Raw genomic sequence first — 14371 nt, forward strand, 5'->3', positions numbered from 1 at the left:
TTCATCATCCTCAGGGGTTGGTTTCAGAACGGCTATCCGCTTGCGCGGTCAGCGTTTTGTCAGCCCGGCGAAACCAGGCCTGGGCCTGCTCAGACTCCAGCGGTTGCGCCAGGTAACGCTCAGGGAATTCCCAGATCACCAGTTGCGGCGGTTGATCCCGGAAATCGGAAGAGTTCAGATAATCGATCATCGGTACGATAGGGCCGTCGCCTTCTTCGGCCACGTTGATCAGGTCCTGGCCAAGGTGCTTTCGCAAGGCGCCGGGGAAATCCCACTGTTCATTGGCGCTATAACTCGTACCGACCAGAACGGTGTTGGTAGCGTCATTGCCAAACAGGGCGCTGGCATTCGCCTGGCCGTCGTTCTGGGCGCGTGTTGTTCTTGGTTCCAGTTGGTCAGGTGCAGGACCGAAGTCGGTAAACGCCGGGTCCACCGGGATGTAATTGAGCAAGTCACCGCGGTGCTGGACCGGCTGGCCAATCGATGTCACGAAGCTCTGTTCGCCCCAGGACAGGCCGTTGAAGCGATCGCGGATGAACTCGGCAGCGCCCTCCGCGTAGAGGTTTGCGCCGTTCGGCGACCAGTGGGTATCGGTTCTCAGGAACACCGACTCGCCGTGACGTGTCGCTTGATCCAACAACGGTTTGAGCTCCGGCGCTGGAATGCCTGCCGTTGCCAGCGACTGCTGGAACCGGTCATACAGCGACATCATCACCGGCTCGGGCTGCGTGCTGCCCAGCTTGTCCGAATGGATTCGGGCCTTGGCGGGCACCACCAGCACAACCAGAGGAACGCCCTCGGCCAACAGATAGTCGGCGACGCGCTGAACACGGCCCAGGTTGCGATCGACCACCTCGCCGTCACGGCTGGCCGGGTATATTTCCTCGTCGGAGAACAGCCACTCATCCTGCCCCACGACGACGCCCTGCCGACCCTCATCAAAAAGCGTGTAGTTGATCGCGGCCCAGAGGTTGGTTCCCAGATCCTTGGCCGGGAACTGATCGTCGTAGTGGCTCTCCAGATTTCGGGCCAACTCGCCATTGACCGGACTCAGCCCTGTTTCGGCCTGGTAACCGAGCAAGGGTCGCAAGGACAGCACACCCAGAACCAGAACCAGCGCGATGAAAAGAAAAGCCGTGATTCGTGCAGACGTTTTAGTCATCAGACCCACCCTCAGAACTGAAAGTACAGGAACGGTGAGAAACTCTCGGCGGACAGCTTCAGCACCGCGAGCGCAAACACCGGAACCAACAACGGAGCGGCGGCAGACCGCCAGCCGGACAGGATAGGGCCAACGTCACGGTGCCCGAGCCGATCCTTCAGGCCCATCATCGCGATCACACCGAAAGCCACCGCCAGGATCGCCAGGTTCAGGTCCCGAATGCCCTGAACATAGACATCACTCAGGCCCGCACCATCGAAGCTGAACATGGCACTGTAGAACCCGAAAGCCTCGGTGAGCGTGCTCGCTCGGAAGGTGACCCAGCCCAGCATCACGAACAGGAAGGTCAGCGCCCACCGGAAAAACCGGAACCCTGACGGGCTGCCCGACACACCCAGCGCCCTCTCGACCGACAGCAACAGACCGTGCCAGGCACCCCACAACAGGAACGTCCAGTTGGCGCCATGCCAGAGGCCGCCGAGCAACATGGTGAGCAGCAGGTTGCGGTAGGTTTTGAGGGTACTGTTGCGGTTGCCACCCAGGGGGATGTACAGGTAATCCCGCAGCCAGGAGGACAGGCTGATGTGCCAACGGCGCCAGAATTCGGTAATGCTCTGGCTGATATAGGGCTGGTTGAAGTTCTCGTTAAACCGGAAGCCCATCATCAGTCCCAGGCCAATGGCCATGTCGGAGTACCCGGAAAAGTCGAAATACAGCTGCGCGGTGTACGCCAGTATGCCCAGCCAGGCATCCGCCGTACTGGGGTCGGACAGCGCAAAGGCACTGTCCGCCAGCGGTGCTATCGAGTCGGCGATGAAGACTTTCTTGATGAAGCCCTGCATGAACCGGAACGCGCCCTCACCAAACTTTTCCATGGTATGGGTGCGGTAGGTGAATTGGTCCGCCAGGTCCTTGTAACGCAGCACCGGCCCGGCAATAAGCTGGGGGAACAACGCAATGAAGGCCGCGAAATCGATAAACCGCCGGGTCGGCTCCGTATCCCCTCGATAGACATCCACCACGTAGGAAATGGCCTGGAAGATGTAGAAGGAAATGCCGATGGGCAGGATGATGTTCGCCAATTCCAGGGGCTGACTGCCAGCGCTCACCAACAGGTCGTTCAGGCTGTCGACGCCAAAGTTGGCGTACTTGAAGTACCCGAGCGTTGCCAGGTCACCGCCAACACCGATGGCAACCCACTTGCGGGCACTCGCGGTGCCAATACCGGCGCGGTGTATGGCCAGACCGATGAAATAGTTCCAGAAGGTCACGGCCACGAACAGCAACAGGAAATCCACCCGCCACCAGGCATAGAAGGCGTAGCTGCCGATCAGGATAACCAGAGAGCGGTGCCTGAACGGTGTCAGGTAATACAGCCCCAAAAACGCTGGCAGGAAGAGAAACAGGAAGATATTGGATGAAAAAACCATGTCAGTTCTCCGCCTGCGTTACCTGGCCCGATACAACGGCCGAAGGTTCAATATGCACCGCTCGGCTCTGGTTCCTCAGAGCATCGAAGATCTGCCTCTGGTATTTGCCCAGCACTCCTTCAAAATGGATACCCACGTCCGAGCGTGGGAATCGCATGCCCACATCGTGCAAGGCGATATAGGCAGGATTGTCGGTGGACAGGGGGCCACTGGCGTTGGAGGCCAACTCGCCGCCCACCACTCTCATCGACACTTCGTAATCGTAGAAATCTTCCTTGAAGTTGCGGTCCGTGGCTGACAGGTCTTTGAGCTGGCCGTAAATGCCCCAGGTGCCGTTGAGCACCGCCACGTTGTGGTAAACATCGACGTTGCTGCTGTTACGCACCCGGATGCCATTGCGCAGGTTGCTCATCAGGCGATTGCCCCATAGCAGGTTGTCAGGGGATTCATAGAGCCCGATACCATCGCCCTGGTTGTCAAAGGACACGTTGTTGGCCACCACGTTGTTGGAGCTCTGACGGTCAAGAACGATGCCGGAGAGGCCGTTGTTATAGCTCCGGTTGCCGATGATCCAGCTGTTATTCACCTCACGGGAAATGATGATTCCGTGTTTCTCGCGAGTGCCATACACCTCGTTATTGGCAATGATCAGCCCGCTGGAATAGTCGTGGGGGTCGATCCCGTACACGATGTTGTCGCGGTACAGGTTGTCGACGATGGCAACGTCTTCCGCTTCGTAGCAGTAAAACCCGTAGTAGAGATCCTCGAAGGTGGACTCCACCAGCCAGGCATGGGGCGCACTGCGCTGCAGGCGTGCGTTGTCGTACTCGGAATACTGGGCCACCGTGAAGCCGTAGGATTTACTCTGCAGATACCCGAGGTTGGCCATGGTGGTGCCGAGGATGAAGTTCTCGCTACCGCCCCAGCCCACATAGAATGGCCGGAAGTTTTCCTTTTTCTGGAAGGTCGCCGGGCCATTGGCCTGTTCACGCCAGCCGATAATCTCGCTGTCGATGGCAAACAGCCAGCCATCGTTGGCAATAAAGGCGCCCCGTTCCTCCGACAACCGCAGGGTCTGATCACGCATCACCAGCGTGGCGTCCTGGCGGACCGCAAGCGGCAACCGGATGATGTAGCTGCCATCCTCGTTGCGCTCCATGTAGCGGCGGTCATTCACCTGACGATAGACGTCCTCCAGCGTGACTTTGCCACTGTTGACCAGGATCGCCTGGGGATGTGAAAACTGGCGCACCACCCATTCACGCGCTCGGCCTTCATCGACGAAATCCCCCAATGCGCTGACTCCGCCGATCCGCTCAACCGTCACGTTGGGCGCCGTGTCTGGTCGGCCGGCCAGCCGTGACTCGATGGCATCGCGGCTATACGCTGACACATCCGGCAGTTCCGGCTCCGGCAGGTACAGTTCCTCACCGGGCTTTATCTCGATGTCGTAGTCTTCCATCAAGGGCGCAATCGCTGGCGGCGGCGTCGCCGTTCTGCCAGCGCCTGCATTACCTGCAGCGACACCCTGTACCGGCAATGTCAGCGTGGTGATCAGCAGGCTCAGGACCCACATGTTTTCTCGGGCTATCATGAGCTCTCCTCAGAACCGCTTCGATACATCCACAACCACCCGATGCCTGGCATCCGCATCGTCACCGTAGGCATCACCCGGCATGAAAACGCCGCCACGGAAACGCACATCGAACGCCGCCCAGGACGTTGAAGCACTGTCGCCGTAGTAGCCCAGCACTAGGTCCACCGACTGGCCCAGATCATCACTGCTGCCGGTAAAACCGGGCTCGACCAGATCAGAGCGCACGGTGCCGTTCTCATCACTCAGCCAATAGCGGTGGTACAGCAGGTTGGCGTCCCAGGTGTCACGGTCAGAGAGCGCGGTATACAGCGTGAACACTTTCAGGTTGGTCCATTCCGGCTGAATGGCCTCGCCAAAGCGCTGAACCTGGGAGCGGGTGCCGGTAAACCGTGAGCGGTTGCTTTCCAGGCTGGTTTGCCGGAACGCGTCACTCTCTCCGGCCTCACCACCACCGGAAGCAATCGCACCGTGAGCGCCAATCACCAAGCGCGGCGTATCCATCAGCTGGGCACGCGCACCAAGGTCCGCGGCCCAACCGGACACGTCTCGATCACGGGCGCCGAAACCACTCGGCGCGCTGGAATCAGCACCCACAACCGTGTCCGTGCCGTTCACCGCCGCCACGGAGGCGAAGTACTGGAACGCATCGTGGGAATGCCAATCGAAATAGCTTCGGTCGGCCTGAATCGCCGTCCAGGTCAGCGAATCGGTAAAACTGTCATCCAGGGTCTGGCCGCGTGCCGCGTACTCGTCGGCCTGATCGCCATAGCCTTGCCCGTGTGTGGCCAGAAATCCCAGGTAGTGCCCTTTGCGCCATTGCCAGCGCGTGTGGGCAAAAAAGCGAGCGATGTCCTGCTCTTCGTCCTGAAGGTCGTTGTTGTCGGTTCGCAGCTCCGCGAACTTCTGGGCAACACCCACCGTGGTGTCGAGCAACGACGTGTTGAAGATCCAGCGTGTGAGGGTGATGTCATCGTCCCACCACATACCGCTGTTTTCCTTCAGGCGCTCACGACCAAAGCGAATCGACTCGCCGGGATAATCGCTCAGGCCGTTGTAATCCAGCCAGGCCTCCCGGAGTGCAAAAAAGCCGTCGGTGGTGGTGCCGCCGATCTCATCGCTGACGTCCACCTGACCGGTTGCGCCAAACGCCTGAAGGCGCAATTTTGAGCGCCAGTGCGGGGACAACTGCCAGACCCATTCGGGTTTGATATCAAGACCCGCTTCGTTGGATTTGGTCTCGCCATTGGCACCCAACCCGAGTCGTCGATCGCCTTCGCTGATGAGGCTGAGCTTGGATCTCACGCTCTGTTCAATCAGGCGTGGATAACTCTGGTTTGCGTCGGATTCTGCCGTTGACTGCGCCAAGGCAGGCGCCGCGCCCAGCGATGCCAGGCAACTGACAGAGAGTGCGAGGCGGGTTAATCGATCGTTCGTTATAAGCTGCATCGAGCTTATCCTCCTTGTTTCGTGGTCGTTGCCGGGCCTGAAGTGCCTTCGGCGAGCATCTGTCGCCGCGCGGCACGTTCCTGCCTGTACAGGGCCTCAGCTCTCTTTTCGGTGTGCTCTGGTAGCGACAGAACCATATCCACCATCAATTCTTTGGCGCGCTCAACACCGCCCTCCACGGCCAGCAAGGCGAAACTCCACGCGTAAACTCGGTTTACCTCGATGCCTTTTGCCTCCCAGTACAGTTCCGCGAGGGCATAATCGGCCTTGGGGAAGCCTCGGCGTGCGGCCGTCAGAAGATGCTCTTTCGCCTTTTCGGGATCTGGTTCACCGAGGTAGCCACGCTTGTAGATGCGCCCGAGCAGGTATTCCGCCGAGGGGTATTTTTCACGCGCTTCCATCGCGTACTGGATCGCTTTCTTCGGATCGGTCGGCACAATGCGGCCTCGCTCATAGGCCCGGGCCAGTGACAGCGACGCCTTCAGGTCACCGTTGGCCCGCGCCTCCCGAAGCATTTCGATAACGACCTCCGGTTCAGCGAGGTAGTTGTTCTCCATGATCAGCTTGGCGCGCGCCGTCAGGGCGGGTACATAGCCAGGCGTCAGCATCAGGTAAAGTTCGTTGGTGGCAGCCACCTGCTTTTGCGGGGTTTCGTCGTCCGACAACCACCGCGCGAACAGGTACAGATCGCGATCTTCAATGCTGCCCTGTTCCCAGGCGCCCTTGGCCCGGTCGATAAGTGCCTTCAAATCCTCACTCCGGCCGTCAACCAGATACACTCTGGCAAGCATTTGGAAGCATTCGGGCTGGGCCTCGGCAATAGGCGCGCACAACCCTTCAATGTCATCCGTGTGGCTGTCGAACTGGTCCGTCAGCAGGTAGTAGCGAGCCAGTGCCACGTCGCCTTTGGGATCGCCGGCTTCCCGCGCCTGCTGAATCAGCTCAAGCGGTTTGCCGTTGGGGAACTCCCGGGGAAAATGGATGTACAGGTTGATCAACGGGATCAACGCCGACTTGTCGCCTTCGGCAAGCGCTTTGCGCAGGTAGCGGGCGCCATTGGCCCGCTGCTCCGGCGTTTCCCCTTCCCGCGCATTCATCTTGCCTATGCGGATGGCCGCCCGGTCACTGCCCTGGTCGGCAGCCTTCCGGTACCAGTCCAGAGCCTGCTGACGTGCCGCCGGCGTGTCCTGTTCGGCGTAAAGGTCGCCCAGCTCAACCTGGGCATCCGCCAGGCCAAAACGGGCCAGTTCTTCCAACTGGGCCCGGGCTTCCTCCACATTGCCCTCGGCCGCTGCTTTCTCCGCCCGCTGTATGTCGGGGAGGTTGCCGCAACCGGCAAGGCCAAGGCTCAGCAGGCCGACAATGCACGTTAATCGATTCATGCCCTGCAACTCCCTCAGCTTTCCGAAAACCGTTCAACGATCTTCTTGAAATCCGGCATCTGGAACTGATCGATCCTGACACCGATCGGCCGCCCGATGGCCTCAATCGGCAGCGGCTCGGACGATTCGATGGACGCGCTGATCACATCAATCGGGCCACCCTGGTTCTGGGAGTTCACGTACAGGGATGTGATCCGGCCGCTCTGCTCCTGGCCATTTGGCAGCCGCAACGTCACCTGTTGCCCCTCATCAAGCTTTTCGCCCTGCTCGAACATGAAGTTGGCAACCACGTGAGCGGACGAATCCATGGGAGCCACAACCGCCAGTTGCTCCCCTTTGCTCATGTACTGGTCTTCTGCCGGCCGCAGGTTCAGCACCTTGCAATCACAGGGACTGGTCAGCGTTCCGCGGACGCGCTGGTCCAGCAGCTCCTCAATCTGGCCCACGCTGTAGTTGCCTTCGCCCACCAGGTCGTTCACGTACGACAGCATCGGCGCGTCGAAGGTGGCGATGGTTTCACCCGCCTTGACCTCCTGCCCGGACTTGACCAGCGTGGTGACGTTGGCGTCCTTGGGGATGCGAACCGGGATTTGCTCCGAGGCCACCATGGCGGATTCCGCCTTGGTCACGAAGTAGATGTCCCAGAGTTCAGAGGCCACAAAACTGATCGCAAACAAGCCGATCATCATCACGATCAGGCTTCCAACCATCGCCCTGAGCTTGCCGAAGAACCCAAGGTCGTTGCCGCCCTTGCTTTTGCGGGCCTTGGTGAAATTCTCGCGGGACAGGGTGTTGAGAACATCCCCGGCAGACACCACCTCCCCACTCAGGAAGGCCGTGATGAGGTATCGCAACACCGATACTTCCCGTGCGCCGAGATCCTGGAACTCGCACCCGCAGCGATCATTCATCGAGTCGAAGCTGCGCGGTACGAAGTTCACATCAACGGCGAAATCGAAGCCGTCGACCTTGAAAATCAGCCGGCCGTTGTACAACCGGCCCTGACGGAACGATTCCAGGCCGGTGTTCACGCTGAACCCGCCGACCGACAGGTCAGCCACCGGAAATTTGTGGGTTGTGCCGTCGATGCTCACGAACAACTTGGCCGGAATTCGTACCCGGGCATACTGTCGCTGTGCTTCGGATTCATGGACAAATTGCGGTGCAACTGCTGCCGTATTCATTGCTCTAGCCCTTGTGTTTTTTTCAATCGATAAATGGTGTACATGGGAAAAATCTCCGTTTGCGCTATACCAGCTTCATCACCACCGCCAGGAAGACACTGGCCGCGGAAAAGGTCATCACTCGTGACGACCAGCGGTTCATGCGTTGCTGGAGGGAAGCGTTGTTGGCGCTGAATCGGGTTTTCTGACGTGTCCACGACTGACGATCGAGCCGGAAAAACACATAGATCTTCACCAGTGACCCGAAAATCTGGTTGAAATAGAGAATGCACGGGTAAGCCGGCCCAACCGGGTGCCCGGTGGCGATCAGCAGCATCGTAAGCAGCAGTCGGGTAAGCCCGATCCACAACAAGTAGGCCACCAGCACAATGCCGGAATACTTGATGGCTGCGACAATGGCGGCTGTCAGCCCCAGGATGCTGGTCCACATCGAAATGCGCTGATCAAACAGGATGTACCAGGTAAACCAGCCAAGGCGCCGTGGGCCGAGCGTGGTCGCCCGCGAGTTCTGGCGCAGCGAGTTGCCATACCAGCGAAACATCAACTGCCGTGCGGAACGGATGAAGCTGGGATCAGGCGGGTGTTCGACCGTACGAATGGTCGCGTCCGGCACGTAGAAAGTGTCGTAGCCCAGGCGCATCATGCTGTACCAGCTGGACTTGTCGTCGCCGGTCAGGAACCGGAATTCACCCAGCCGCCAATGCTTGAGGGAGTCGTACTCGACGTCGCTGATGAACTCCGGGCGAGTGACCACACTGGCCCGGAACACCGACATCCGGCCGGTCAGCGTGAGAACCCGGTACGACAGCCCCATGGAGCACATGTTCATGTGTCGCTGGGCGAATCTCAGCTTGTGCCACTCCGACATCAGGTAGCTGCCGCGCACTTCGCAGAACTCGTTGGTGGTCAGCGCGCCGACATTCGGCATCAGGCGGAAATAGGGCGCGGTTTTGCGCACCACGCCAGGCTCCAGAACGGTATCGCCATCCACCACGGCGACCACGGCGTTTTCATCGGGCAGGTCCCGTGAAATCGCCCGGAAGCCATAGGCCAGGCCATCGCGTTTACCGGTGCCGGGAATGCGTACAATCTTGAGCTTGATGTGGCTGGGTGGGTCGAGCTTGCGCCACATGGCCCGCATCAGCATCTCATCGGACAGCTCAACTACCGACGCCACCACCGTGGTGGGCCAGCCACACTCGACGGCCTCACTAATGATGGAGTCGTAGACCATCGCGGTGGTACCCGCGTCGATACGAAAGCTGGTCACCATCAGGTAGACATGGGACGGCGCAGCCGAGTCGCCCATCCTGAGCGCCTGGCGACGAAGCTTTGGGTACGCCCATTTAAGGAAATACATCGCCCGCAGAAAGTGCGTGATACCCACGGAATACCGCCAGATACCAATCACCCCGATGACCAGAAGGAAATGGGCGCCGCCCCTCACCGTGTAGGTGGTGGGCAGTGAGATTGCCAGCGCCCCAAGGACGGCCAGAAACAGCAACCACCCACCCGTTCTGGACACCATGTTGTCGGAGATATAAGACATTCCGTACGTTCCTGAAATAACGTTCCGTGCGTTGATTCAGCGCACCGCCCCAGCAAATCAGAGCGGCGCGCAGCGGGAGCGGACTTACCAGCAGATGCCTTCCAGCACCTCGGTACTTGTGGTCTTCATGAAGCCCACAAGGTCAATCACCCGCTTGCCTTCCGGCACTTCCGAAATCACCGTTTCGAACAGCTCGTCGTTGTTACCGACCACGATCACGTCCGCGTGATCAATCACGCCACGCAAGTCGCTGTGCATCAGGTTCGAGAGGTGCGGAATTTTCTGGTTGATGTATTCGCGGTTGGCGCCGTGGGTTCGGGCGTAATCCACATTGCGGTCAAAGATCTGCAGGTCATACCCCTTGCCAATCAGCATCTCGGCCAGTTCCACCAGCGGGCTTTCCCGCAGATCGTCGGTGTTGGACTTGAAGCTCAGGCCCAGCATGCTCACCTTGCGGCAGCCATAGCTGGTGAGGATCTTGAACGCGTGGGCAACCTGCTCATTGTTGCTGCTCATGATGGAGCTCAGCAGTGGGTGCTTCACGTCCATCTGATTGGCCCGGTAGGTCAGAGCGCGCACGTCTTTGGGTAGGCAGGAACCGCCGAAGGCGAAGCCAGGGCGCATGTAGTAGCGTGAGATGTTCAGCTTCTTGTCCTGGCAGACCACATCCATGACATCCCGGCCGTCCACGCCCATCGACTTGGCAATATTGCCGATTTCGTTGGCAAAGCTGACTTTGGTCGCGTGCCAGATGTTGCAGGTGTACTTGATCATCTCAGCCACTTCGATGGGCTTGCGGATGATAGGCGCATCAAGGTCCTGGTAGATTCGTGCCAGGAACTCGCCAGAGCGTTCGTCGAGTTCACCAATGACCGTCATCGGAGGGTGATCATAATCCTTGATTGCCGTGCTTTCCCGCAGGAACTCCGGGTTCACACAGACACCGAAATCAACGCCGGCGCGTTTTCCAGACGCCTTCTCCAGAGCGGGGATGACCACCTCGCGAACGGTTCCGGGCAGGACCGTGCTGCGAACCGCCACCAGGTGCCAGTCACCCTTGTCCTTCAGAGCATTCCCGATGTCGCCACACACTTTTTCGACAAACTGCAGGTCAAGATCGCCATTCGGCTTGCTGGGCGTGCCCACGCAGATCATCGACAGTTCGCTCTCCTGAACCGCGATGTGACCGTCGGTAACGCCGTTGATAAATCCGTTCTCGCGCCCGCTCCGGAGCAGTTCCTCCAGCCCCGGCTCCACGATAGGAGACCTGCCGCTGTTGATCAGATCAATTTTGATGGGCGACACATCCACACCGACCACGTGATGCCCCCGCTGGGCCAGACTGGCGGTACACACCGCCCCGACATAACCCAAACCAAAAATACTGACTCGCATATCCTTTACTCCCCTGACTGTCATCCAGCGACTCCCACCCGGGAGCCACCATGAATCCAACGACTGACTACTGGTTGACTGGTGACACTCAAAAGGCTCGGAACAGCAACCCCGAATCGGGAAGAGGTTCTTTTTTGAACTTTTCCCCGCGACCGGTGTCTGATTACGAACAGGCAAGCTCAACAGAAAACGTTGCCCTGATGCGCCTTTTGAGTATCCAGTTTGAGTTGGGGGAACACGAAGACGGACAAATCACCGGCAAGCGATCTACGTCGTCCACAGCGTTCCAACAGCCAGAAAACTATCGTAACGAAACGTTAAATACCTGTTACGAAAAGATAATTTCAACTATAGTCAGGAGATACATGTCTCTGTCTTGGGTGTGCATTTATGAAAGACAGTAAAAACCTAGTGGCCTGACAACGCAGAAGAAATGAAAAAGGAAATCATCAGAGCATGCACCGATAAGGCACATATGAGAGAAAGGAGTGCGCTTTTCTATTTCGTAATCGCAAAAAAATAAAAATCGATATTATAAAATCGAATCAAACGCGATTTTTTCGTATGGAACCCATTTGAATCTTTCGTCGTTATACAGGGTCGTATCGAGAAAAATACCGCTCAAAAACAGCGAAACTCAGCCGATCACCGACTGAGTTCCACCTCTGAACCTCACCACTTAGCCTTACCAAAGAGACGAGATTCGCGTTAACGAGCCACCACTTTATTTAGGCGCCATGCGCAGCGCACAGTCCAGTCGAATAACCTCACCGTTGAGGATGGGGTTGCGCACCATCTGATCCACCAACATGCCAAACTCCTCGGCCTTGCCCAACCGCTTGGGGAAAGGCAGCGTGGCAGCGAGGCTGTCCTGCACTTCCTGCGGCATACCCGCCATCATCGGCGTCATGAAAATTCCCGGAGCAATGGTGTTTACCCGAATACCTTCCCGGGCAAGCTCGCGGGCGGCCTGAAGTGTCAGCGACACCACGCCGCCCTTCGACGCACTGTAGGCTGCCTGCCCAATCTGCCCCTCGTACGCCGCCACAGACGCCGTGTTGATAATCACACCCCGCTCACCGTCAGCATTGGGTTCCCGCTGCGCCATATCGGCCGCGGCGAGACGCAGAATGTTGAAGGACCCAATCAGGTTGACCTGAACCACCTTGCTGAATGCCTCCAACGGCATCACACCATCCCGACCCAGGATCTTTGCAGCCGGGGCAATGCCCGCGCAGCTGACCGCCACGCCGCAGGGCCCGTGAGCTTTCCGAGCTTCGCTGAACGCGGCCTCTGCACTCTCGGAAGACGTAACATCGCAGTAGATAAAGACGCCGCCGATGTCTTCCGCCACTTTTCTACCCTGTTCCTCCTGAACATCCAGAATCGCCACACGGCACCCGGCCGCCGCCAGGGCACGTGCTGAACCCTCGCCCAAGCCGGATGCACCGCCTGTTACAATCGCTGCCACATTTTTGAATTCCATCATTCACTCCTGTTTCACGTATCTGCTGGTTTAAATCGGACCTTAAAAATACTTTACGTTTACGTAAACTTTATCTAACCTAAGTCTAAAAAGGAAATCTCTATGGACATCAAGAAAACTTACAGCATCAGCGAGCTGGCCAAAGAGTTCGACGTGACTACACGAAGCGTACGCTTCTACGAAGATCAGGGTCTACTGCACCCCACCCGGCGGGGCCAGACCCGAATCTTCAGCTCGAAGGACCGGGTGCGGCTGAAGCTGATCCTCCGGGGCAAACGCATGGGCTTTTCCCTGGCGGAAACCAAGGAGCTTTTTGACCTGTGGGACGAAACCCTCAGCGGCAACGAGAAACAGCTCCTGCTGATGCTGGACACCCTGGCCCGCAAACGGGCGCAACTGGAGCAACAGAAAAACGACATTGCCCAGGCAGAAATGGAAATGGACACCGCAGAAGCAAGATGCCGCGAGGCCCTTGCTGACCTGCAAGCGCGAAAGCGTAAACAGACGAAGGCCACCACCAAAGAGCCTGAATCGATAGATCAGAAATAACGGGAAGACCAAAAGGTAGCCAACCATGAAATCACAATACTCAGAGTTCAACTTCGGCCTCGGCGAGACCCTGGACATGCTGCGCGAGCAGGTCAACGGCTTCGCTGCCCAAGAAATCGCCCCCCGCGCCGAAGCCATCGACCATGACAACCTGTTCCCCAACGACCTGTGGAAAAAGTTCGGTGACATGGGCCTGCTGGGTATTACCGTTGACGAAGCCTACGGCGGCTCCGGCATGGGCTACCTGGCACACGTCATCGCCATGGAGGAAATCAGCCGTGCCTCCGCTTCCGTGGGACTCTCTTACGGCGCGCACTCCAACCTGTGCGTTAACCAGATCAACCGCAACGGCTCCGACGAGCAGAAAGAGAAATACCTGCCAAAGCTCATCAGCGGTGAACACATCGGCGCCCTGGCCATGTCCGAACCCAACGCCGGTTCCGATGTCGTCTCCATGAAGCTCAGCGCCAAAGACGCCGGCGACCACTACGTGCTCAATGGCAGCAAAATGTGGATCACCAACGGCCCCGACGCCAACGTCTACGTCATCTACGCCAAAACCGACCCGTCCGCCGGCCCGCGTGGCATCACCGCATTCATCGTCGAACGCGACACCCCGGGATTCAGCCAGGCCCAGAAACTCGACAAACTTGGTATGCGCGGCTCCAACACCTGTGAGCTGGTGTTCGAAGACGCCAAAGTGCCCAAGGAAAACGTCATGGGCGGCGAAGGCAACGGCGCCAAAGTGCTGATGAGCGGCCTCGACTACGAACGCCTTGTCCTCTCCGGCGGCCCGCTGGGCATTATGCAGGCCGCTATGGACGTGGTGGTTCCCTACATCCGCGAGCGTAAGCAATTCGGCCAGGCCATCGGTGAATTCGAACTGGTACAGGGCAAAGTCGCCGATATGTACACCTGGATGAACACCGCCAAGTCGTACGTCTACATGGTCGCCATGTCCGCCGACCGCGGCAACACCACAAGAAAAGACGCCGCCGGTGCCATCCTCTACTCCGCCGAAATGGCCACCAAGCTGGCGCTGGACGCCATCCAGTTGCTGGGCGGTAACGGCTACATCAACGAGTATCCGACAGGCCGTTTGCTGCGGGACGCCAAGCTCTACGAAATCGGCGCCGGCACGTCCGAAATCCGCCGGATGCTGATTGGTCGGGAGCTTTATCTCAACAACTA

11 protein-coding genes are annotated in these 14371 nt (G+C 58.5%); 2 read left to right on the plus strand and 9 right to left on the minus strand.

Annotated features, from left to right (window positions below; genetic code table 11):
• Positions 1-10: 10 nt before the first annotated feature.
• The 9 genes from MDG893_RS08305 to MDG893_RS08345 all read right to left on the minus strand — a co-directional run bounded on the left by MDG893_RS08305 (position 11) and on the right by MDG893_RS08345 (position 12631).
• Positions 11-1162 (minus strand): alginate O-acetyltransferase, encoded by a 1152-nt coding sequence (locus MDG893_RS08305; RefSeq protein WP_007153307.1) that lies wholly within the window; start codon positions 1160-1162, stop codon positions 11-13.
• An 11-nt stretch (positions 1163-1173) separates the two neighbouring features.
• Positions 1174-2592, minus strand: coding sequence for an MBOAT family O-acyltransferase (locus MDG893_RS08310; protein WP_007153308.1), 1419 nt, complete (start codon positions 2590-2592; stop codon positions 1174-1176).
• A 1-nt stretch (position 2593) separates the two neighbouring features.
• A complete protein-coding gene (locus tag MDG893_RS08315) occupies positions 2594-4186 on the minus strand; it encodes a NosD domain-containing protein (protein WP_007153309.1) in 1593 nt (530 codons plus the stop codon).
• Positions 4187-4195: 9 nt separating this feature from the next.
• Positions 4196-5635, minus strand: coding sequence for an alginate export family protein (locus tag MDG893_RS08320; protein ID WP_007153310.1), 1440 nt, complete (start codon positions 5633-5635; stop codon positions 4196-4198).
• Between the two features lie 5 nt (positions 5636-5640).
• A complete protein-coding gene (locus tag MDG893_RS08325) occupies positions 5641-7017 on the minus strand; it encodes a tetratricopeptide repeat protein (protein WP_007153311.1) in 1377 nt (458 codons plus the stop codon).
• Between the two features lie 14 nt (positions 7018-7031).
• Entirely contained in the window at positions 7032-8201 is a 1170-nt protein-coding gene (locus tag MDG893_RS08330) for an alginate biosynthesis protein Alg44 (protein ID WP_007153312.1), read from the minus strand.
• Positions 8202-8265: 64 nt separating this feature from the next.
• Positions 8266-9750 (minus strand): glycosyltransferase family 2 protein, encoded by a 1485-nt coding sequence (locus MDG893_RS08335; RefSeq protein WP_007153313.1) that lies wholly within the window; start codon positions 9748-9750, stop codon positions 8266-8268.
• 84 nt (positions 9751-9834) lie between these two features.
• A complete protein-coding gene (locus MDG893_RS08340) occupies positions 9835-11145 on the minus strand; it encodes a nucleotide sugar dehydrogenase (protein WP_007153314.1) in 1311 nt (436 codons plus the stop codon).
• 724 nt (positions 11146-11869) lie between these two features.
• The gene (locus MDG893_RS08345; RefSeq protein ID WP_007153315.1) at positions 11870-12631 is read right to left on the minus strand and encodes an SDR family NAD(P)-dependent oxidoreductase; all 762 of its coding nucleotides are present in this window, start codon (positions 12629-12631) and stop codon (positions 11870-11872) included.
• Between the two features lie 102 nt (positions 12632-12733).
• Here MDG893_RS08345 and MDG893_RS08350 point away from each other — a divergent pair, with 102 nt between their 5' ends.
• Positions 12734-13180 (plus strand): MerR family transcriptional regulator, encoded by a 447-nt coding sequence (locus MDG893_RS08350; RefSeq protein WP_007153316.1) that lies wholly within the window; start codon positions 12734-12736, stop codon positions 13178-13180.
• 25 nt (positions 13181-13205) lie between these two features.
• Positions 13206-14371 (plus strand): isovaleryl-CoA dehydrogenase (locus tag MDG893_RS08355; RefSeq protein ID WP_007153317.1); only part of this gene is annotated, 1166 nt, incomplete at its 3' end.

The organism is Marinobacter algicola DG893 (genome assembly GCF_000170835.1).
GTDB lineage: Bacteria > Pseudomonadota > Gammaproteobacteria > Pseudomonadales > Oleiphilaceae > Marinobacter > Marinobacter algicola.

Coding starts and splice junctions, on each gene's coding strand:
- MDG893_RS08305 (WP_007153307.1), bottom strand. CDS start 1,162: ATGACTAAAACGTCTGCACGAATCACGGCTTTTCTTTTCATCGCGCTG.
- MDG893_RS08310 (WP_007153308.1), bottom strand. CDS start 2,592: ATGGTTTTTTCATCCAATATCTTCCTGTTTCTCTTCCTGCCAGCGTTT.
- MDG893_RS08315 (WP_007153309.1), bottom strand. CDS start 4,186: ATGATAGCCCGAGAAAACATGTGGGTCCTGAGCCTGCTGATCACCACG.
- MDG893_RS08320 (WP_007153310.1), bottom strand. CDS start 5,635: ATGCAGCTTATAACGAACGATCGATTAACCCGCCTCGCACTCTCTGTC.
- MDG893_RS08325 (WP_007153311.1), bottom strand. CDS start 7,017: ATGAATCGATTAACGTGCATTGTCGGCCTGCTGAGCCTTGGCCTTGCC.
- MDG893_RS08330 (WP_007153312.1), bottom strand. CDS start 8,201: ATGAATACGGCAGCAGTTGCACCGCAATTTGTCCATGAATCCGAAGCA.
- MDG893_RS08335 (WP_007153313.1), bottom strand. CDS start 9,750: ATGTCTTATATCTCCGACAACATGGTGTCCAGAACGGGTGGGTGGTTG.
- MDG893_RS08340 (WP_007153314.1), bottom strand. CDS start 11,145: ATGCGAGTCAGTATTTTTGGTTTGGGTTATGTCGGGGCGGTGTGTACC.
- MDG893_RS08345 (WP_007153315.1), bottom strand. CDS start 12,631: ATGGAATTCAAAAATGTGGCAGCGATTGTAACAGGCGGTGCATCCGGC.
- MDG893_RS08350 (WP_007153316.1), top strand. CDS start 12,734: ATGGACATCAAGAAAACTTACAGCATCAGCGAGCTGGCCAAAGAGTTC.